Genomic DNA, 19910 nt, shown 5'->3' on the forward strand with positions numbered 1-19910 from the left:
AGAGGGGTGGGGAGGTCAGCGGTCGGCGGGGGTGTCCGTGCCGGTGGCCGGGGGCTGGGGGCCGGGGTTGTCCGGTGCGGTTGTTTCCTCCTGACCGTACGGCGCATCGGTGGGGGTGGAGGGTTGGGGGTGGAGCTTTTCCGGTTCCTGGCCGTCCGACGCCTCGGCGTCCTCGCCCCGTGCGCGGAACGTGCCGCGCTGGAAGCCGGCGAGTGAGGAGGCGGCGCGCTCCGCGGTGAACTCCTCGTCCGATCCCTCCTGTTCGGCGGGCGCGGCGTCCTCGCGGAGCTCGACGGCGAGGCTGGTCTGGGGGACCCGGCGGGGGAGCGGGGCCATGCCGGGGCGGCGCCCGGGGTGCCCGACCTCGCCCGCACGACCCACGTCACCAGGGACCCTGAGCCCTCCCGGCCGGTCGGTCTCACCCGCGCGGGAGTGCTCCGAGTCGCCCTGTGCGCCTCGTCGGCGCGCGGGCAGAGGCGGGACGGAGGCCTCGGCGTCCCGCACCTGCCTGTCGGGTGCCGTGCCCTCCGTACGCCGCTGCCGGACGGGCACTCGGCCGTCGACGTCCGCCTGTCCAGGAGCCCCGGTGGTCGCACCCGGCTTCACCCCGGGTGTGCCGGCGTCCGTGCTGCCGTGCCGGACAGCGACTCCGGCATCGGAGTCGGCCAGTTCAGCCGCCCCTGTGGTCGCACTCCGCGCCCCATCGGTTCCGTCGGTCCCCGAGTCGCCGTGTCGGAGGAGCCCTTCGGCGTCGGTGCTGGCCGGTTCGAGGGCGCCCTGCTCCACGCCGGGTCCGTCGGCTTCCGTGATGCTGCGCTGGACGAGGGCTCCGGCGTCGGCGTTCGTCTGTTCAAGAGCCTCCGTGGTCGCACCCCGCCGCGTACCGGACTCGTCGCTGTCCGCGGTGCCGCCCCGGACAGCGACTCCCGTGGCGGCGTGGGTCAGTTCAGGGGTGCCACCCGCCGCAGCGGGTTCGTCGGTGTGCCGGACGGGGCCTCCCGTCCCGATGCGGGCCCGGCTCGCGGTCGTGCCCCAGGTCGTGCCCGGCCCGGTCGCGTCCCGTGGACCCGGCACATCGGTGTCCGCGACGTCCCGTACGACGATCTCCTGCGGCAGCAGCACGATCGCCGTCGTGCCGCCGTACGGCGACGGGCGCAGGGTGACCGCTATGCCGTGGCGGGTGGCGAGGCGGCCGATGACGAACATGCCGAGACGGAGGTCGTCGGCGAGGGCGACCACGTCGAACTTCGGGGGCACCGCCAACTGGGAGTTGAGGGACGCGTAGTCCTCCTCCGACATGCCGAGGCCACGGTCCTCGACCTCGACGGCCAGGCCCTTGGCGACCGACGAGGCCTGCACCGTGACCGGCGCCGGCGCGGGCGAGTACACGGTCGCGTTGTCGATGAGCTCGGCCAGCAGATGGATCACGTCGGCCACCGCGGGCGGCGCGAGATACACGTCCTCCTCGGTGTGCACCTCCACCCGCTGGTACTCGGCGACCTCGCCCACCGCACTGCGCAGGATGTCGATCAGCGCGACCGGCTCCTGCCAGCTGCGCCCCGGCCGCTCACCGCTGATGACGACGAGATTCTCCTCGTACCGCCGCAACTGGCTGGCCGTGGAGTCCAGTTCGTACAGACCCTTGAGGACCTCGGGATCGGTGTGCCGGCGCTCCAGCGCGTCGAGCTTGGTGAGCTGGAGGTTGACCAGGTTCTGGCTCTGCCGGGCGATGCCGAGGATCACCTTCTGGAAGCCGCGCCGGGTGTCGGCGAGTTCGATCGCCGTGTGCACCGCCGTACGCTGCGCCTTGTTGAACGCCCTTGCCACCGCGCCGAGTTCGTCACTGCCGTAGTCCAGCGGCGGCGCCGCGAGATCCGCGTCGACCGTCTCGCCGCGCTCCAGCCGCGACACCACGTCGGGCAGCCGCTCCTCGGCGAGGCTCAGCGTGGCCTCCCGGAGGCCGTGCAGCCGCCGGGACAGGGAGCGGGTGATCCGCCAGGACATGCCCACGCACAGCAGCAGCCCGAACAGCCCGCCCGCACTCAGCGAGGCGGCGGTGAGCAGCAGACTGTCCGCCTTGTCCGCGCTGCGGTCGAGCAGTCCGGACGTCTGGTCCTGGATCAGCCGGGTGTACGCGGCGGCGACCTTGTCCAGCGCGGCGGTCCACTTCTTCTGTGCGTCGGGCAGCACGACCTTGCCGTCGGTGGCCCTCGTCCGCGCGGCGAGCACCTGGTCCTCGATGTCGGTCAGGGTCCGCCACTCGGGGCCCTGCAGGATCCGTTCGGTCTGTGTCTTCGCGCTGCCGCTCAACTGCGGGACGATCTGGTCCTCGACGAGCCACCGGTGGGCGTCGACCAGCTGCGCGAACCCGATCCACTCCTTCTCGCCGAGGTGCCCGGTCGGCCAGGCCAGGGTGAGCCGCGCGTCCTCCTGCGAGACCAGCTCCGCCGCGTGCTCCAGCGCGACCAGCGGGCCGGCCTGTGAGGTGAGGTCGCCGTCGTCGACCTGGGAGAGCTCCTGGAAGGCGTGGATCTGGTCGTCGATGATCGAGCTGTACTGGTCCAGCACCTGGGCGGGGGTGATGTCGGTCGGGTCGTCGACCTGGTCCCGGTAGTACTCCAGGCTGCCCACCGATCCGAGCACCGAGTACAGCTGGTCCGAGATACGCGACGGCGCCTTGGCGATCGCGTCGGACTGCCCGACCAGCTTGGCGACCGCCCGGTCCGTCTCCGCGCGCTGCGCGTCCAGCGCGGCCCGGGAGCCGCGCGGTGACGCCAGCAGGGCCGCCGACAGGCTGCGTTCGCGCTGGAGGGCGAGCGTCGCGTCGGTGCCCATGGCACCGGTCGACCGGCTCAACTCGGTCTGTCCGCGCAGCCGCAGGCCCTCGGTGAACATCTGCGTCGTCGTCACACCCCACAGGGCGGTGAGCGCGACGCTGGGCACCAGGGCCAGCAGGATCAGGGAGAGACGTATGGAGCCGAGACGGCGCCGGGCACCTGTCCGTGGAGACATTCGTCGTCCTAGGCGATGAGCAGGGAGGGGGTGGGAAAAGCGGGGTGAGCGGGTGGGAAATACCGAGGGAGAGGGAGAGGAAGGGGGTGATCCGGCCGGTCAGCGTGTGCCGTTGGCCGCGAACCTTGCCACCGCGTCCACGTTCGCCTTGGTCACGAACGCCGGACCGGTGAGGACGGGGGCCACACCGCCGCCGCTGACGTTGCCGTTGGTCCGGTACAGCCACAGCGAGTCGACCGCGAGGTACCCCTGGAGGTAGGGCTGTTGGTCCACGGCGAACTCCACGGCACCGCTCTTGACCGCCTTCACCAGGTCCTTGTTGAGATCGAACGTGGCGACGCGTGCCTTGTTGCCCGCGTCCTTCACCGACGCGACCGCGGTGAGCGCGAACTGCGCGCCGTTCGTGACGACTTCGTCGACCGTCGGGTCCTGCCGCAGCTGGGCCGTGATCGCGGCGGCGACGGCCTTGGTGTCGGTGCCCTCCACATAGAGGTTCTCCGTTTCGCCGGCGAAGGTCTTCTTCAGCCCGGCGCAGCGGGCCTCCAGGGCGACGTTGCCGCGCTCGTGGATCACACAGAGCGCGTGTTCGGCGTCGAGGTCGTCCAGCTTGTCGCCGACGGCCTGCCCGGCCACGCTCTCGTCCTGGCCGAAGAACTCCAGCAGCCCGCCGGACTGCCAGGAGTCGATACCGGAGTTGAGGCCGACCACGGGGATACCGGCCGCCTTGGCGGCGGCGACGGGTCGCCGCATCGCCTGCGGTTTTGCGAGGGTCACCGCGATGCCGTCCACTTTCTCGCGGATCGCGTCACGCACCAGTTCGGCCTGTCCGGCCGCGTCGGGGTCGCCGGCGTAGGTCAGCTCGATGCCGTCCTTGGCGGCGGCCGCCTGGGCGCCCTTCTGCACCAGGTCCCAGAAGGTGTCGCCCTCGGGGGCGTGTGTGATCAGGGCGATCCTGAGCCCGGCTCCGTCCGCCTTGCCGGCGGAGGCGGCGGAGTCCGACGTGTCACCGGATGCGGAGCAGCCGGCCGCCAGCAGACAGACGGCGGCGGCCAGGGCGGCAACGCGTCTGGGGGAGACGGGAGGTGGGGGAGGAGTGATCATGATGGTGCGGCACCTCGCTGTGCGGCCGAGCTGGAGGAACGGCGAGAGGGAGCACCCGGCAGACGTTCGATGCGTCGTGCGCCGTCCGGGTGACTCTCACTCGCCGGAGCCAATCGCGTGAGGCCGTCGGTAGTCAAGTGAGCAGCGACTTTATGTGAGTTGTCGGTGCCGCTTCGTGATGTTCAGGTGCGGACCAGCCGTAAAGCGTGGGGACTCTGTGGTGAACGGCCACGGCCTGTTCGTGGAAGGGGTCACGGCTTGCGCCCCACCGCTCCGTACATCGCGATGTCCTCGTCCCGGATCGTCTCCGTGTCCGTGCCGTCCGGGTGCCACTTGTGGACCTGGACGATCCCGGGGGCGACGAGGTCGAGGCCCGCGAAGAACTCGGCGGCCTCGGGGTGGGTGCGCAGCCGCATCGGCATGTCGCGGGCCGCGTACTCACGGGCGACGCGGCCGACCTCCTCGGGGGCGAACTCGGCGGTGCCGATGGACATCGCCAGGTAGCTGCCGGAGGGCAGCGGTTCGAGGAGCCGGCGGACGATGCCCACGGCGTCGTGCTCGTCCAGCATGAAGTGCACGATCGCGATGACCGTCAGCGCGACCGGCTCGCCGGGATCGAGGGTCTCGCGGAACTGGGGGGAGTCGAGAATGGCCGCCGGGTCGCGCATGTCCGCCTCGACGTACGACGTCCTGCCCTCCGGTGTGCTGTTCAGCAGGCCCTCGGAGAGCGCGAGGACCAGGGGGTCGTTGTCGACGTACACGACGCGTGCGTCCGGGGCCGCCGACTGGGCGATCTCATGGATGTTCGGCGAGGTGGGGATGCCGGAGCCGATGTCCAGGAACTGCCGTATCCCCGCCTCGGCGGCGAGCCACCGCACGGCCCGGTTCATCCAGTCGCGGTTGGCCCGCATGTGCACGGGCATCGCGGGCCACTCGCGGCACATGGCGTCGCCCGCCTCCCGGTCGGCGGGGTAGTGGTCCTTGCCGCCGAGGATGTAGTCGTAGATCCGAGCGGCGTGCGCGGTCTCGGTGTCGATGCGGTCGGTGGGCCGTCCGTTGGCGGGCAATGTGCCCCTCCCGTCGCGTGGAATACGAGTTCAAGGTTCAACTTCCCATCAAACGCGCGGCAGTTGTGCGCCCACCTGAGAAATCACGATCCTCGGAGCCTTCGACGGAACGAATCCTCGATCTGCTCGGCGAGGCCATGAACCTGCTGGACACGACCGTCGTGCAGTGGTTCGGCACCGCGTACACCCTGCCGTTCGCGGTGCTGCTCATCACCGGCGGGCGACTGGGCGACATCGGCGGCCGGCGTCGCGTCTTCGTCCTGGGCGTCATCGGGTTCACCCTCGCCTCGATCGCCTGCGCCCTGGCGCCCACGCCCGGCGTGCTGATCGGCTTCCGCGCGGTGCAGGGCGCGGTGGCGGCCCTGGTCGTCCCGCAGACCATCGGGCTGATCAGGGCGATGTTCTCCGGACCGGAACTCTTCCGCGCCCTCGCAGGTGTCCGGCCTCCCGACGACATCATCCGTACGTCAGATTCGAGCAGGGATCGTCATCCGCGGACCGCGCGCCGTCCGCGACCTCGGTGGGTACGGCCGTCGGGGTCGCGGTGAGGGTGGCGGCGTACGACCGGCCGAGTACGACGCTGATCCCGGCCCTCGTGACGGACTCCAGCTCGGCACCCGGGAACGCCTCGGCGACGGTACGGGCCCGGGACAGCTCGCCGGGACCGTACTCGACCGACGTGCCGGTGTGGTCCTGCGTGGCCGCCGTCGACGTACCGGTGACCGTGAACCCGTCCGACGTGAGCGTCGCGGCGGCCCGCGCGGCCAGGCCGGTCACCGTGGTGCCGTTGTAGACGGAGACGTCGATCCCGGCCCCGGAGACGGGGGAGGCGGAGGCGGTCGGCGCCGCCTTCTTCTTCCCGCCGGCGTTCTTGCCGTCGATCGTCCGGTCCGCCTTGAGCGTGGCGAACAGCTCGCTCGCGTCCGGCTGCACGATCGCGACGCGTGACCCCTCGTACCGCCAGGGCACGGTCACGAACTTGGTGTTGTGCAGGTCGATGTCCTTCAGCGCCATGGCGAAGGAGATGAGCTTGTCGGCCGTGCCCAGACCCGAGTCGACGGTCAGTGACTTCGTGGCCGCGTCGGCGAGCGGCAGCAGTCTGGTCGGGGTGAGACCCCTGCTCTTCACCTCCTTGAGCAGGCTGGCGACGAACGCCTGCTGGCGCTTGATACGGCCGATGTCGGAGCCGTCCCCGATGCCGTGCCGGATCCGGACGTAGTCCAGCGCCTTCTGCCCGGAGACGGTCTGCTCGCCTTTCTTGAAGAGCCGCTTGCCCGGGGTCGTGCGGTTGGGGTTGAGGTCGTTCTGATAGACGTCCTGGGGGAGGCACACCTTCACCCCGCCCACCACCTCGGTCAGCCGGGCGAAGCCCTTGAAGTCGACGACGACGGTGTGGTCCACGCGCAGCCCGGTGAGCTGCTCGACGGTGTTCTGGGTGCAGGCCGGGTTGCCCTTGGTGGTGTCGCCGACGGAGTAGGCGGCGTTGAACATGGTGTCGGTCCGGGTCTTCGTCCAGCTGCCGTCGGGGAGCTCGCACGGCGGGATGGCCACCAGGGTGTCGCGGGGGATGGAGACCGCGAGGGCGTGCTGGTGGTCGGCGTAGATGTGCAGCAGGAACGTGGTGTCGGAGCGCCCGATGTCGTCCTTGTCGCCGCCGCCGAGCTTGTCGTTGCCGTCGGTGCGGGCGTCGGAGCCGATCAGCAGGACGTTCTCGCCCTTCTGGGAGGCCGCGTCGGGGCGGTGGTCGGAGAGGCCGCCCGCGTCGAAGGTGCTGATGTTGCCGTCCAGCTTGAGATAGAGCCAGCCGGCGCCGGCGGTCGCGAGCACCAGTACGGAGAGGCAGATCAGCAGCGCGAGGCGTATCCGGCGGCCCCGGCGACGTGCGGCCCGGCGGCGGCCGCTCTGCCTGTGCCGCGGGGGCGCGGGCCTTCGCGTGCTGGTGATCGTCATGCGCGCCCTCTTGCGTATTGCGGGGGTTTGTCATGTTCGCCCTGAGTTGTAAAGTTGCGCACCACAGCAACCGTCACCCGACGGGCGGCCGGGGCAAGTGTGCTCGACCGACGTAAGAGTGAGTTGAGAAGAACTCCGGAGAAAGAGGTCGCGGCCGTGCTCCGTAACGGACTGGAACCCTGGCACCTGCTGATCGTGGCGATAGTCGTCATCGTGCTGTTCGGCTCGAAGAAGCTGCCCGACACCGCGCGAGCGCTCGGCAGGTCCATGCGCATCCTCAAGAGCGAGGCGAAGGCGCTGAAGGACGACGACACCACGGCCGCGGCGACGGAGCCACCGGCCACCACACAGGCGGCGGGCCCCACGACCTGACCCGGGGCGCCCCCGACCGCCCGCTAACCGGCATCGATTCGCACCTGTGGCGGTGCACCGGGCAGCGTCGCTGCCTACGGCGACGTACCGGCCCAGGATCGCCTCGCCCCCGCGAACCAGCTCACCCTCAGGCCGCCCGGAATGTCCGGTGCCAGGTTCGTCGCGCCTCGGCGCGCTGCCGCGGGGAGCGGCCGCGACGGCGTGCCGCTCCGGATCGCGGTCCGCGGCGGTGTCCCCGCACGGACCGGCCCAACCCCTCCGGTCGTACCGGCATGTCCACTGCCAGGTGCGGCATGCCCTTACCGCGGTGCGTCGGTGAGCGACCCGCGACGGTGCGCCGTCCCCAGCGGCGGCCTGCGGTGTGCTGACCAGCCCTCCACACGCGAACTCCCCCTGAAACACCGGCTGTTCATCCCGCGCACCTCAGGTGGGTCGGGGTGGGCAGCCGGTGGCTCAGAGGGAGTCGGTGGTGGGGCGGGGTCAGGCGGGCTGTTCTTTGGCGGAGCCCTGTGGCGCCGCCGCCCGCGCGGCCTTGCGCCGCTTGCGGCGGCTCATGCGCGGCTCCTGGTCCGGCAGCCAGCCGAAGGTCATGCAGCTGCCGACGACACCGAGCAGGAGCCCGATGAAGAAGCCGCCCAGGTTGGAGGTGAGCCAGGTGCCCAGGGCGAGCAGAACCCCGGTGATCGAGTAGAAGAGGCGCTGGGTGGGGTTGAACAGGATGAGCAGCCCCAGCACCACCATCAGCGCCGGCAGAAGATAGCCGGCCAGTCCCTGCATGCCGATGTGCAGGATGACCTTGAGCGACGCCTTCTCGGTGAGCAGGATCCAGGCCCCGCCCAGGGTGAGCAACAGCCCGCCCCAGAACGGACGGTCGGCCCGCCAGGCACGGAAGGCCGACCGCACTCCGGTTCGTGGAGTTGGAGTGTCCGACATCAGCAACCCGTGCTGCTGAAGCTGAGCTTGAGACCCGGAAGCTTGAACACCGCTGCGGTGGTCGCGTAGTTCGTCTGCCGCAGGTTGGCGATGCGCACGGTGTCGGACTGCTGGCTGAAGACGCCGATCGGACCCTTGACCCCGGCCTTGGTGAGGGTGCTGGCGTCGTTGCCGATCTCGATGTTGGTGAAGGACGCGTCGCCCGACAGCTCCGTCGAGTCGGTGGTCAGGTCGGTCGCCGTCACCTTCTGCGACCCGCTGCCCGCCTTGATGAGCAGGTTGGTGCCGCCGAGGTCGACGCTCTGGCACAGGCTGTCGAGGGTCGCGCTCTTGATCGCGGAGGTCACGACCAGCACCTGCCCCCCGGTGTCACCCTCGTTGGGGCTGCCCGGCGCCATGTTGTCGAGTGCGCCGAACTGCTCGAACCCGGTGCCGTTCAGCTCCTTGGCGGTGACCGTGAACGGCATCCCGGAGATCGCGAACTGCACGCCCAGCGCGCCCTCCGCGGTGAGCACCGCGAGCGTCGCGGCGACCAGCGTGGCCGGCACCGCCATCACGGCGGCCCGGCGGCCCCGGACCCGTCCACGTCTGACGGGGTCGGGCGAGGAACCGCTTTCCGGGTTCTCGGGGGTGTTGTCGGCGGACGACGAGACGTCCGAGGACGAGGCCATGTCTGCTCCCAGGTGCATAGAAAGTGCGGTCTGGCATCTCACTGGCACGTTGTCCTGGCGCGGACAGCGCATGCGGCGCGCGACCCTCACAACTCCCGGCGGGCGCAAGGGCTTTCTCGCTACTCCGCAGTAGCCGCTGAGGAAGTTACCCGGGGTTACATTCGAGGGTCAAGGGAGTTGTGAAAAAAGGGTGCCGGTTGTGCCCCACCTGTGCGTCAAGGGATTTCAGCGTCCCGGAAAAAACCATTGAACGATCGTCAACTACCCGGTTTTTCCTTGACGTTGACTGACCATCAGGTCTACAACTCTCACTGCTCACCCGGATCCGTGGCGCCGGATCCGTCACGCGGCACTGCCCGCGTCTCCCGGACGTCCTGTCCGTACCGGGCACCTCCTGTGCCCGCCTCCTCCCAGGCACCCACACGGTCGCTTCCCCCCTCGGTCCGTGCCGAGTGCCTTTCCGCCCGGCCCGGCCGGAGGCCACCCCACGGTTCTCCGGCCGGTCACCGGCCGGCTGCCGTTGCCGGTCCGTCACGTACGGAGAAGGCGTGACGAGCCGGTGCCGGCGGACGCCGAGTCGCGTCCTCGCACCCCTTTCAGGCCCCCCACCTCGGAAAAGAGGCACCCCCGCATGCGTACGCGAACCCTGCTCACCCTCACCGCCGCCCTCGCCGCCTTCACCCTCCCGGCGATCTCCCCGGCGTCGGCCGCCGACAACGTCCTCACCACCGGATCCGCGGGCGGCGACGCCGTCGCCGACGGCACCACGCTCACCGCACCCCTGGCGAGCGGCACCACGGCCACGCTCTACTCCAGCGCGACCGGCACCACGGGCATCACCTGCACCACCTCGCAGTTCACCGCGACGGTCGACAGCAACCCGGCCGCTCCCGGCACGGCGTCCGAGTCGCTCACCGCGCACACCTTCAGCAACTGCACCTCGAACAACGTGGGTGTGCTCGGCGTCAACAGCGTCACGGTCAACAACCTGGCGTACACCACCACCGTGGCCTCCGACGGCACCGTCACCGTGGCCCCGGGGAGTGCAGGGGCCATCCAGACCACCGTCGTGCTCAGGACCCTGCTGGGCAGCGTCACCTGTGTCTACCAGGCGACGAACGGCAGCCTCACCGGCGCGGCCTCCAACACCGACAACAGCATCCAGTTCGCCAACCAGCAGTTCACCAGGAGCTCCGGCTCCTCGCTCTGCCCGAGCAGCGGCTTCTGGACCGCGAAGTACGCCCCGGTCGCCACCTCCGACGGCGCGGCGGTCTTCGTCAACTGACCTTCGCGCGCACGGCGTTCAGCGTCGACGCAGACGCAGCGCCAGGGCGGCGCCCCCGGTGATCACCAGCACCGCGGCGGCGCCGCCCGCCACGAGCGGGGCCGAAGGGCCGGAGTCCGCGGTGGGTGTGGAGGCCACGGGAGTGGTGTCGGGGCTCGCCTTCGACGGCGTCGGTGAAGGTGTCGCCGTCCGGGGCCGGGCGCTCGAGGAGGCGCTCGCGGAGGTCTTCGCGCCCGCGGTCACGGACGGCGAGGGCGAAGGCGTACCCGGCTCCTTCGTCTTCTCTTTCGCGGCCGCCGGGAACACCACGTCGGAACACGAGTAGTAGGTGTCCGGCGTACTGCTGTTCTGCCAGATCGTGTACAGCACATGGCGACCGGTCCGGTCGGCGGGCAGCTTCGCCGGCAGGCGGTACGCGCCGCCCGTCAACGCCGGGTCCTTGACCTCGGCGAAGGGCTGCGACGGCAGGTCGGACCAGGTGAGCGGCTTCGACGGGTCGTAGCCGGGCTTGGTCAGGAACATCTTGAACGTGCCGGTGTGCGGGATCGTCGAGGCGTACGTCATCGTCATCGACGCGCCCGGATTGAGGCGCGTCGACGGCCAGTCGGTGCGGGTCAGGTCGAGGCCCTTGTAGGCCGGCAGGCCGCCACTGCACAGCTCGCCGTCGGGAACAGTCTGCCGGTCCCGGCCGTTCACGTTCGCGATCCGCAGGTTGTCCCAGGCGGCGAAGGAAGTGCCGTTCGCGGCGACGGCGGCGCGGCAGGCCGCCGTACCCGCCCGCTCGCCGCCCTCGGGGGAGCAGGCGTAGGCGCGGCTCACCGGATCCGTCGGCGCTCCGTGCGCCTGCGCCGGACCCGCCGCCCAGACGGTGAGCAGCAGCGGGGCGGCGGCGGTGGCCGCCAGAACGGTGCGGTATGCGGTCATCCGGGGCATCCGGGACGTCTCCTCGGCCGACGCGGGAACGGTTTGCTCTCGTGCAGTACGGAAACCGGGCCCGGCGCGTTCAGTGCGGGACAGCAGAGGGTGAAAGGGTTCATTCCCCCTCAACTCCTCGACAGCGAGGGTGTGTTTCCCGCCGGATCGAGGGTTTCCCCTGTATTCACATGACCTTCCCTTTGCCTATCGTTCGACCACAGCCGAACCACAGGTAACCCCTTCGATAATTCGGCTCACGCGCTTGGCCGGCCACCGCGCCGCTTTTCGATCTACCCCCCGCCGCTTCATCGACGAAGCGATCAGACCGCCGCTCCGCGCTGCCCGGAGACGGCTACGAAAGGCAAGCCCTTGCGTACCTCCCCCTCCCTGCGACGGAAGCTGGTCTCCGTCGCCGCGGTCTCCGCCGCGCTGTTCTCGGCGGCCGGCACCACCGTCGCCGTGGCCCAGGAGTCCGCCGCGCCGCGGGCCGCCGCGGTCCCCACCGCGCAGACCGAGGCCGCTCCCGGCATCGCGGCCGAGCGCCTCATCGTCGGCTACAAGTCCGGTGCCACCGAGGCCAAGTCGAACAAGGCCGCCGAGGCCGACGCCGCCGCCAAGGGCAAGGAGGCCGGCGAGGACGTCGACTTCCAGCGCCGCCTCGGCACCGGTGCCGCCCTCGTCGACCTGGGCGCGGACCTGACCCGCACCGATGTCGCCGACGTGGTCGCCGAGTACAAGGCCGACCCGCAGGTCGCCTACGTCGTACCGGACCGCCTGAACACACCGCAGGCCGACCCGAACGACACCGAGTACGCCAAGCAGTGGGACCTGTTCGAGTCCACGGCCGGCATGAACGTCCCCGGCGCCTGGAACACCACCACCGGCTCCGGCGTCACCGTCGCCGTCATCGACACCGGCTACGTCGCCCACACCGACCTCGCTGCGAACATCGTCGCCGGTTACGACTTCATCGCCGACACCGCGGTCTCCGTCGACGGCAACGGCCGCGACAGCAACCCGGCCGACCCCGGTGACTACTACGCGGCCAACGAGTGCGGCTCCGGCATCCCCGCGTCCAGCTCCTCCTGGCACGGCACGCACGTGGCCGGCACCATCGCCGCCGTCACCAACAACAGCAAGGGCATCGCGGGCATCGCCTACGGCGCGAAGATCTCCCCGGTCCGTGTCCTCGGCAAGTGCGGCGGCTACGACTCCGACATCATCGACGCCATCACCTGGGCGTCCGGCGGCACCGTCTCCGGCGTGCCCGCCAACACCAATGTCGCCAAGGTCATCAACATGAGCCTCGGCGGCGACGGTGCCTGCACCACCGCGACCCAGAGCGCCATCACCGCCGCCGTGAACCGCGGCACCGTCGTCGCCGTCGCCGCGGGCAACGACAACGACAACGTGGCGAACCACTCGCCGGGCAACTGCAACAACGTCATATCCGTCGCCGCGACCAGCCGCACCGGTGCCAAGGCGTCGTACTCCAACTACGGTTCCCTGGTCGACATCTCCGCGCCCGGCGGCCAGACCAGCACCGGCACCGCCAACGGCATCCTGTCGACGCTGAACTCCGGCGCCACGACGGCGTCCACCGAGAGCTACGCCTACTACCAGGGCACCAGCATGGCCACCCCGCACATCGCGGGCCTCGCCGCGCTGCTGAAGTCGGCCAACTCCTCGCTGACCCCGGCCCAGATCGAGACCGCCATCAAGAACAACGCCCGTGCCCTGCCGGGCGCTTGCTCGGGCGGCTGCGGCGCGGGTCTCGCGGACGCGGCGAAGACGGTCGCGGCCGTGAGCGGCGGTACGAGCACGGGGACGACGTTCTCCAACACCACCGCCGCGTCCATTCCGGACAACGGCTCGGCGATCGAGTCCTCCATCGCGGTCACCGGCCGCACCGGCAACGCCCCCTCGGCCCTCCAGGTCGCGGTGGACATCACCCACACCTACCGCGGTGACCTGGTGGTCAGCCTCGTCGCCCCGGACGGCACGGTGTACACCCTGAAGGCCGCCAGCTCCTCGGACTCCGCGGACAACGTCAACACCACCTACACCGTCAACGCTTCGAGCGAGACGGCCAACGGCACCTGGAAGCTGCGCGTCCAGGACACGGCCGCGCAGGACACGGGCACGCTCAACAGCTGGAAGCTGACCTTCTGAGCTTCTGGGTCTCGAATTCTCTGAGCGCGCCCTGAGCAGGCGGGCCGGCCGGTGCGGATGGGGCACCGGCCGGCCCGCCTTTTTGGTGCCGCCCGCCCGGGTTCTCCCGCCGGTGCCTGCGGTACGCGCACAAGTGATCTACAAGTTGTGGGAGGCCTGGAAACTGGACGGAGTTCGGGTGTCCGGTGGTGGCCGTCGGACGGTGAGATATCGTGTACAGGGAGTAAGAAACAAACGGCATGTCCTGTTCTTTTCAGGGCATGCTCTCTCGCCCCAGGAGAGACTCGCCTATGGCCAGGCAATTACGAGCCGAACAGACTCGCGCGGCGATCATCGCCGCCGCCGCGGAACTGTTCGACCGGCGCGGATACGAGGCGACGAGTCTCAGCGACATCGTCGATCATGCCCAAGTCACGAAGGGTGCACTCTACTTCCACTTCGCTGCGAAGCAGGATCTCGCTCACGCCATCATGGAGATCCAGTACAGAAACCTGAACCGGCTCTCGGAGGAGATGGACAGCCGCGGCTGTACCGCGCTCGAGGCCCTGATCCGCTGCACGTTCGGCATGGCGCGGCTGTCCCTGGAGGGGCCGTTGCCGAGCGCCGGCCTCCGGCTCGCCACCGGCGGCCTGAAACTGCCGCCCGAACTTCCGCACCCCTTCGCCCAGTGCCTGGGCCTCGCCACCCGCAGATTCCACGACGCGGTCAAGGAGTCCGACCTTCATGCGGACATCGATGTCGACGCCGCCGCGCACTCCCTCGTCGCGTCCCTGGTCGGCACCCGGGTCGTGGGCCACTCCCTCGAACCCGTCACCCGCCACCCCCGCCGGCTGGCCGGGCTGTGGCACATCCTCATCCGCGGCATGGTGCCGGTGCCCCGCCGCGCCCGCTATCTGAGCCTCGTCACCCACCTGGAGCGGGAGCTCAGAGCCGCGTGATCCGCGCGGTACCGTGGCGCCCATGTCCGACACCCCGCCCGTGATCCTCGCCGCCGAACCCGGCTCGTTCCCGCACAGCGTGCTCGCCGAGCGGCATCCCGCGATCATCCGGCAGGTGCGGGATGCCTTCCCCTACGGCCCCGAGCAGCATCGCGCCCTCGACGCGCTGCTGGAGAACTGCACCAAGGGCGTCGTCGAACCGCTCCCCGCCACCGCGTCGGACCGCGCCGCATGGGCGGCCTGGGGAGCGGACGAGTACACCGGCCGCTCCTGGTTCGATGTGCCGTGGCTCTGGTCGGAGAGCTGGTTCTACCGCCAACTCCTGGAGGCCGTGGGCTACTTCGGCTCCGGCCCCTGGCAGGGCATCGACCCCTTCCGCCCCTTCAAGCTCGCCGAGCTCGACGCCCCGGAGACCGACGAGGAACTGGCCGCGCTCGACGCCCTCGACGGCCGGCCCGTCGACGAACAGGCCGCGGCCCTGCTGCACGGCTCCCTGTGGGGCAACCGCGCGGACCTCGGCTTCCGCCTGTCCGACGCCGACGCCGAGGGCCGGAACGCCGTCCCGGGGCTGGTCGCCGACGACAGCACCGCCCTCTGGTCGCTTCTCGACGGCGCGGACACCCTCTGTCTCGTCGCCGACAACGCGGGCCGCGAACTGGTCCCGGACCTGCTCCTGATCGCCCATCTCCTCGCCCAGGGACGCGTCCGTCGGGCGATCCTGCACGTCAAGTCGTATCCGTACTACGTCTCCGACGCCACGACCGCCGATGTGGTCGACGCCGTGCGCCGGCTGACCCGGGCGCCGGGCGCGGCTGCCGATCACGGGCGCCGTCTGTGGTCGGCGATGGCCGACGGCAGCCTCGCCGTGCGCGCCCACCCCTTCTCCTGTGCCCCGCTGCCGTACCAGGAGATGCCGGACGATCTCCGGGCCGAGTTCACCGGAGCCGCGCTGACCGTCGTCAAGGGCGACCTCAACTACCGTCGCCTGGTGGGCGATCGGATGTGGCCGCCCACGACCTCCTTCGCCGACGTGACGGCCTGCTTCCCGAGCCCGGTGGCCGCTCTGCGCACCCTGAAGTCCGACGTGATCACCGGCCTCGCCCCGGCGACGGAGGCCGCGCTGGTGGCGGCGGAGGGTCAGCGATGGCGGACCGGCGGTACGCACGCGCTGATCCAGGTACGCCCCTAGCGCTCAACCGGCCTGTATCGGCAGCGATTTGAGTCCGTTGATGAAGTTGGACACCAGCCGCCTGGGCGGTCCCGCCGTCCGCAGGACCGGCAGTACCCGCAGCGCCTCCGCATAGAGCACCCGCAACTGCAGCCGGGCGAAGTGCGCGCCGAGGCAGACGTGCGGCCCGTCCCCGAAGGACACGTGCGGATTGGGCGTACGCGACAGATCCAGCCGGTCCGGGGCCTGGAAGACCCGCTCGTCACGGTTGGCGGAGGCGTGGAAGACCACCACCTTCTCGCCCGCGCGGATCCGCTGCCCGGCGAGCTCGGTGTCGTGCACGGCGGTTCGGCGGAAGGTGAGCACGGGTGGGTGCCAGCGCAGCAACTCGTCGACGGCGGTGGCGAGTTCATGGCTGCCGGAGCGCAGTCGTTCGTACGACTCCGGGTGCTCGGCCAGGGTGAGCAGTCCGCCGGGAGCCGCGCTGCGGACGGTGTCGTTGCCGGCGACGGTGAGCAGGAAGAAGAACATCTGTAGCTCGGCGTCGGCGAGTTCGGAGATGGGGGTACCGCCCGGCTCGAGCGAAGTCGAGAACTGGGGGAGGGCGAGTGTGGTCATTACGTCGTCGGCGGGGTAGCGCCGCTTGTACGCGGCGAGTCGGCGGGCGTAGGCGAACATGTCCTTGAGCATCGCGGGCGACCGGGGGTTCACCGGCTTGTCCGCCGCGTCCAGCGCCGGGGCGCCGGCCTCGTCGGGGTCCTGGTAGCCGATGACCCGCTGCGTCCAGTGCAGCAGCAGTCCGCGCTCCGTCTCCGGGACGCCGAGCAGATCGGCCAGGTTGAGCAGGGCGTAGTCGTCGGTCACCGTGGCGACGAGGTCGACGGTGCCGTCCCCGTCGCGGGCGGTCCGAAGGGCGTGGGCGAACAACGTCCGGGCCCGCTCCTCGGCGACCTGTGTGAACCGGCCGATGCGCCCGGGCGTGAACGCCCGGCTGACCAGCCTTCGCAACCTCCCGTGCTGTGGCGGGTCCTGATTGAGCATCATGCGCCGGATGAACGGGAGATCCTCCGGGTCGGGATCGCGGATCTGGGTCGCACCGAGGGACGACGAGTACGTCGCCGAGTCCCTGAGCACCCTGACGACATCCGCATGTCGCGTCACCGCCCAGAACCCGGGCCCGGCCGGCCACCCCAGCACCTCGGGCTCGTCCTGCCGCACCACGGGGTGGCGGTCGCGCAGCACGCGATAGGCGCCGTACGGCACACCGGCGGCGTACCGTCGTGGATCGAACACGTCGAGCCCGGCCAGGGTAGGGGTCATGCGACCACGGTGACCCGGGAGGAGGCCCGCGGCAAGGCGGCGTACGGGCGCATGCCCGCGGGTGGCGGATTGTTGGCTTGCTTGTGTGTAGTTATCATGCCAAACGGAGCGTCATCATGCGCGGATGGCGTCACGTCCATCGTGTTCGGGAAGAGGAAAGGCGGCGGCCGCCGCGATCGCCCTCGCGCTCGCGCTCACGGCCTGCGGCGACGACAACGACTCCGCGTCCTCGGACGGCGACCGGCGGACGGTCACCGTGGCCGCGCTGCCCCTGGTCGACTGCGCCATGCTCTACATCGCGCAGGAACGGGGCCTGTTCGAGAAGGAGGGCCTGGACGTCCGCGTCCAGCAGATCCAGCAGAGCCTCCAGGCGCTGCCGGCCCTGTCCAAGGGGCAGATCGACATGGTCGCGAGCGCGAACTACGTCACCTACTTCCAGGCCCACGACAAGGGCACTCTCGACATCCGTATCGTCGCCGAGTCGATCAGGGCCGCGCCGAAGATGATGGACGTGCTGGTGCCGAAGGACTCCGACATCAAGTCCGTCGCCGACCTCACGGGCCGCAAGCTCGCCGTCAACGTTCTCAACAACGTCCAGTCGCTGACCTTCAACGAGATCCTCGCGGAACAGGGCGCCCCCGGTAAGCCCGTCTACCGGCAGATCCCCTTCCCGCAGATGGGTGCCGCCCTGGACAAGGGGCAGGTCGACGCCGTGCACGCCGTCGAGCCCTACGACAGCGCCATCCAGGAGGAGTTGGGAGCGCGGGTCCTCGTGGACGGGGCGTCCGCGCCCGTCGAGTCCATCCCGCTCAGCGGATACCTCACCACCGAGAAGTACGCCTCCGACAACGCCGATTCGCTGGCCGCGTTCCAGCGGGCCCTCAAGGCGGCCGTGAAGATCGCCGAGGCGGACCCCGAGGCCGTGCGCAAGGTGCTGCCGACCTACACCAAGGTGACCGGGAAACAGGCGGAGTCGATCGACCTGCCGGTCTTCCCGGCGACCATGGACGCGGCGCAGATCGCCCGGCTCACCGAACTCATGAAGAAGCAGGGGATGTTGAGCAAGCCGATCGATCCGGCGACGTTGCTGGTGCGGTGAAGCGGACGGGGCGGCTGCGGGAGTGGTGGCTGGGCGCCCTCGGCGTACTGCTCGCCTTCGGCGTGTGCGAGGCGGTGAGCCGGGCCGGGATCGTCCGGCGCAGCTACTTCCCGCCCGCCTCCGAAGTCCTCGCCCGGGCCGTGGAGTTGGCGGGCGACAGCGTGTTCCTGGACGGGGTCGGCGCCACGCTGTGCGCCTGGGCGCTCGGCCTCGGACTGGCCTGCGCCATCGCCGTCCCGCTCGGCCTGCTCTTCGGCAGCGTGCCGGTCGTCGACGCCGCCGTACGCGCGATCGTGGAGTTCCTGCGGCCGCTGCCGTCCGTGGCACTGATCCCGCTGGTCTCCCTGCTGCTCGGCTCGGGCACCGAGACCAAGGTCGCGCTCGTCACCTACGCCTCCGTGTGGCCGATCCTCTTCAACACCGTCTACGGCCTCGGCGAGACCGACCCCCTCGCCAAGGACACCCTGCGGGCCTTCGGCTTCGGCCGGCTGTCGGTACTCCTGCGCGTCGAACTGCCCGGCACGGCCCCCTTCATCGCCGCCGGCATCCGCATCTCGGCCGCCGTCGCCCTCATCCTCGCCGTCGCCACGGAGATCCTCGCCGGGTTCGGCGAGGGCCTCGGTATCTACATCGCCCAGGCAAGCCTCGCCACCGACGGCACGCGGGACGTCCTCGCGGGCGTGGTCTGGGCCGGGACACTCGGGCTCGTCATCAACGGGGTGCTGGTGTGGGGAGAGCGCAAGCTGTTCCCGTGGACGCCGGCGCACCGGGGGGCCGGGGTGACGGGATGAGCGGTTGCCGGGAGACGGGCGACGGGCAGGAGGGCGCGGGGGAGGGCGTACGTGCCGCGGGCGCGGCCGGGCTCGGTCCCCCGCGCGCCGCATCGTCGGGCCAGAGCGGGGGCGGGCCGGCGGACGAGGGCTGCCCCACGGACGGTGGATCGGTGTCCCCCGGCGGAGCCGCACGACCCGGCGGGCCGCCCGGGTCGGCACGGCCAGTGCCAGGCTCCACCCGCCGGAGCCGGCGGCACGGGACGGCCGACGCCCGGTCCCCGAAGGCGGCGCGGCGCAGGCGCCCCCCGACCGGCCTCCGTCACGCCTTCCTGCGCTGGCTCGTCCTCGCCGTCGCCGTGGCCCTCTGGGAGGTGGCCGCCCGGGCGCACGGCAGCGTCTACTTCCCGCCCCCCGGCCGTATCGCACGCCACGTCCACGAGCTGTGGTTCTCCGGCCCCGCCCGCCATGTGTTCCTCTCCGAGGCCGCCGTCGCCGACCTCCTGCCCAGCCTCGGCCGGATGGGCGCAGGGTTCGGGCTCGCCGCCGTCGCCGGGATCGCGCTCGGCGTCGCGGTCGGCCGCTCGCGGCGCGCATACGCCCTGTGCAACCCCGTCCTGCAGTTCGCACGCGCCGTCCCGCCACCCGCACTGGTCCCGGTCTTCGTCGTGGTCCTCGACTTCGGTACGCCGATGCAGATCGCGTCGATCGCCTTCAGCGCCGTCTGGCCGGTCCTCATCAACACCGCCGAAGGCGCCCGCAACACCGACCCACTGCGCCTCGACGTCGCCGCCGTGCTCCGTCTGAACCCCGTCGAACGGCTCTGCTTCCTCATCCTCCCCTCCGCGCTGCCCCGCATCTTCGCGGGCCTCAGGCTGAGCCTTTCGCTCTCCCTCATCCTCATGGTCTTCTCGGAACTGCTCCCGGGCACCGCCAACGGCATCGGCTTCACCCTCACCGACGCCCAGACCCGCTCCGACCTGCTCACCGTATGGGCGGCCCTGGTCCTGCTCGGCGCCCTCGGCTACCTGCTCAACACCGGCCTGCTGGCGGTCGAGAAGCGCCTCGTCGGCAGCGGGAGGACCACCGCATGACCCGTACCGAGCCACCCCACGACCCCCGGGCCAGGTGACACAC

The 19910-nt window shown here is 70.8% G+C and carries 17 protein-coding genes; 9 read left to right on the forward strand and 8 right to left on the reverse strand.

Going from position 1 to position 19910, the window contains the following annotated elements; translation table 11 throughout:
* Positions 1 to 15: 15 nt before the first annotated feature.
* From OHU89_RS37445 to OHU89_RS37455, 3 genes are all read right to left on the reverse strand, one after another.
* Positions 16 to 3012, reverse strand: a complete 2997-nt coding sequence (locus OHU89_RS37445; RefSeq protein WP_405649373.1) for a nitrate- and nitrite sensing domain-containing protein — start codon at positions 3010 to 3012, stop codon at positions 16 to 18.
* 99 nt (positions 3013 to 3111) lie between these two features.
* Entirely contained in the window at positions 3112 to 4113 is a 1002-nt protein-coding gene (locus OHU89_RS37450) for a substrate-binding domain-containing protein (RefSeq protein WP_405649374.1), read from the reverse strand.
* A gap of 251 nt (positions 4114 to 4364) precedes the next feature.
* Positions 4365 to 5180 (reverse strand): SAM-dependent methyltransferase, encoded by an 816-nt coding sequence (locus tag OHU89_RS37455; RefSeq protein ID WP_405649375.1) that lies wholly within the window; start codon positions 5178 to 5180, stop codon positions 4365 to 4367.
* Between the two features lie 137 nt (positions 5181 to 5317).
* On the opposite strand from OHU89_RS37455, the gene OHU89_RS37460 reads away from it, so the two are divergent.
* Entirely contained in the window at positions 5318 to 5728 is a 411-nt protein-coding gene (locus OHU89_RS37460) for an MFS transporter (protein ID WP_405649376.1), read from the forward strand.
* Here OHU89_RS37460 and OHU89_RS37465 read toward each other — a convergent pair.
* Positions 5637 to 7130, reverse strand: coding sequence for an LCP family protein (locus OHU89_RS37465; RefSeq protein WP_405649377.1), 1494 nt, complete (start codon positions 7128 to 7130; stop codon positions 5637 to 5639). The two genes, OHU89_RS37460 and OHU89_RS37465, sit on opposite strands and share 92 nt — an antisense overlap.
* A 156-nt stretch (positions 7131 to 7286) precedes the next feature.
* Here OHU89_RS37465 and tatA point away from each other — a divergent pair, with 156 nt between their 5' ends.
* A complete protein-coding gene (gene tatA / locus OHU89_RS37470; protein ID WP_405649378.1) occupies positions 7287 to 7502 on the forward strand; it encodes a Sec-independent protein translocase subunit TatA in 216 nt (71 codons plus the stop codon).
* Between the two features lie 480 nt (positions 7503 to 7982).
* Here tatA and OHU89_RS37475 read toward each other — a convergent pair whose 3' ends face one another.
* Together OHU89_RS37475 and OHU89_RS37480 are read right to left on the reverse strand one after the other, a co-directional pair.
* The gene (locus OHU89_RS37475; RefSeq protein WP_405649379.1) at positions 7983 to 8435 is read right to left on the reverse strand and encodes a DUF6114 domain-containing protein; all 453 of its coding nucleotides are present in this window, start codon (positions 8433 to 8435) and stop codon (positions 7983 to 7985) included.
* On the reverse strand, positions 8435 to 9106 hold the full coding sequence (locus OHU89_RS37480) for a DUF6230 family protein (RefSeq protein ID WP_405649381.1): 672 nt from the start codon (positions 9104 to 9106) through the stop codon (positions 8435 to 8437). The genes OHU89_RS37475 and OHU89_RS37480 overlap by 1 nt, the downstream gene beginning before the upstream one ends.
* Before the next feature lie 631 nt (positions 9107 to 9737).
* Between OHU89_RS37480 and OHU89_RS37485 the strand changes: the two genes are divergently transcribed.
* Entirely contained in the window at positions 9738 to 10391 is a 654-nt protein-coding gene (locus OHU89_RS37485) for a Tat pathway signal sequence domain protein (protein WP_405649382.1), read from the forward strand.
* Positions 10392 to 10409: 18 nt separating this feature from the next.
* On the opposite strand, the gene OHU89_RS37490 is transcribed toward OHU89_RS37485, so the two are convergent.
* Complete coding sequence (locus OHU89_RS37490) at positions 10410 to 11324, reverse strand: lytic polysaccharide monooxygenase (protein WP_405649383.1); 915 nt, start codon at positions 11322 to 11324, stop codon at positions 10410 to 10412.
* 351 nt (positions 11325 to 11675) lie between these two features.
* Between OHU89_RS37490 and OHU89_RS37495 the strand changes: the two genes are divergently transcribed.
* The 3 genes from OHU89_RS37495 (at position 11676) to OHU89_RS37505 (ending at position 15605) form a co-directional block, all read left to right on the forward strand.
* Positions 11676 to 13478, forward strand: a complete 1803-nt coding sequence (locus OHU89_RS37495) for a S8 family peptidase (RefSeq protein ID WP_405649384.1) — start codon at positions 11676 to 11678, stop codon at positions 13476 to 13478.
* Between the two features lie 290 nt (positions 13479 to 13768).
* A complete protein-coding gene (locus OHU89_RS37500; protein WP_405649385.1) occupies positions 13769 to 14416 on the forward strand; it encodes a ScbR family autoregulator-binding transcription factor in 648 nt (215 codons plus the stop codon).
* Positions 14417 to 14438: 22 nt separating this feature from the next.
* A complete protein-coding gene (locus tag OHU89_RS37505) occupies positions 14439 to 15605 on the forward strand; it encodes a damage-control phosphatase ARMT1 family protein (protein WP_405649386.1) in 1167 nt (388 codons plus the stop codon).
* 3 nt (positions 15606 to 15608) lie between these two features.
* Here OHU89_RS37505 and OHU89_RS37510 read toward each other — a convergent pair whose 3' ends face one another.
* The gene (locus OHU89_RS37510; protein ID WP_405649387.1) at positions 15609 to 16904 is read right to left on the reverse strand and encodes a cytochrome P450; all 1296 of its coding nucleotides are present in this window, start codon (positions 16902 to 16904) and stop codon (positions 15609 to 15611) included.
* A gap of 124 nt (positions 16905 to 17028) precedes the next feature.
* Here OHU89_RS37510 and OHU89_RS37515 point away from each other — a divergent pair, with 124 nt between their 5' ends.
* The 3 genes from OHU89_RS37515 to OHU89_RS37525 are packed head-to-tail and all read left to right on the forward strand — an operon-like array spanning position 17029 to position 19867.
* On the forward strand, positions 17029 to 18003 hold the full coding sequence (locus OHU89_RS37515) for an ABC transporter substrate-binding protein (protein ID WP_405649388.1): 975 nt from the start codon (positions 17029 to 17031) through the stop codon (positions 18001 to 18003).
* Positions 18000 to 18794: an ABC transporter permease gene (locus OHU89_RS37520; protein WP_405649389.1), complete on the forward strand. Its 795-nt coding sequence runs from the start codon at positions 18000 to 18002 to the stop codon at positions 18792 to 18794. The genes OHU89_RS37515 and OHU89_RS37520 overlap by 4 nt, the downstream gene beginning before the upstream one ends.
* Positions 18791 to 19867 (forward strand): ABC transporter permease, encoded by a 1077-nt coding sequence (locus OHU89_RS37525; protein WP_405649391.1) that lies wholly within the window; start codon positions 18791 to 18793, stop codon positions 19865 to 19867. The genes OHU89_RS37520 and OHU89_RS37525 overlap by 4 nt, the downstream gene beginning before the upstream one ends.
* The last annotated feature ends 43 nt before the right edge of the window (positions 19868 to 19910 follow it).

The sequence above is a fragment of the Streptomyces sp. NBC_00019 genome (assembly GCF_045041015.1).
GTDB lineage: Bacteria > Actinomycetota > Actinomycetes > Streptomycetales > Streptomycetaceae > Streptomyces.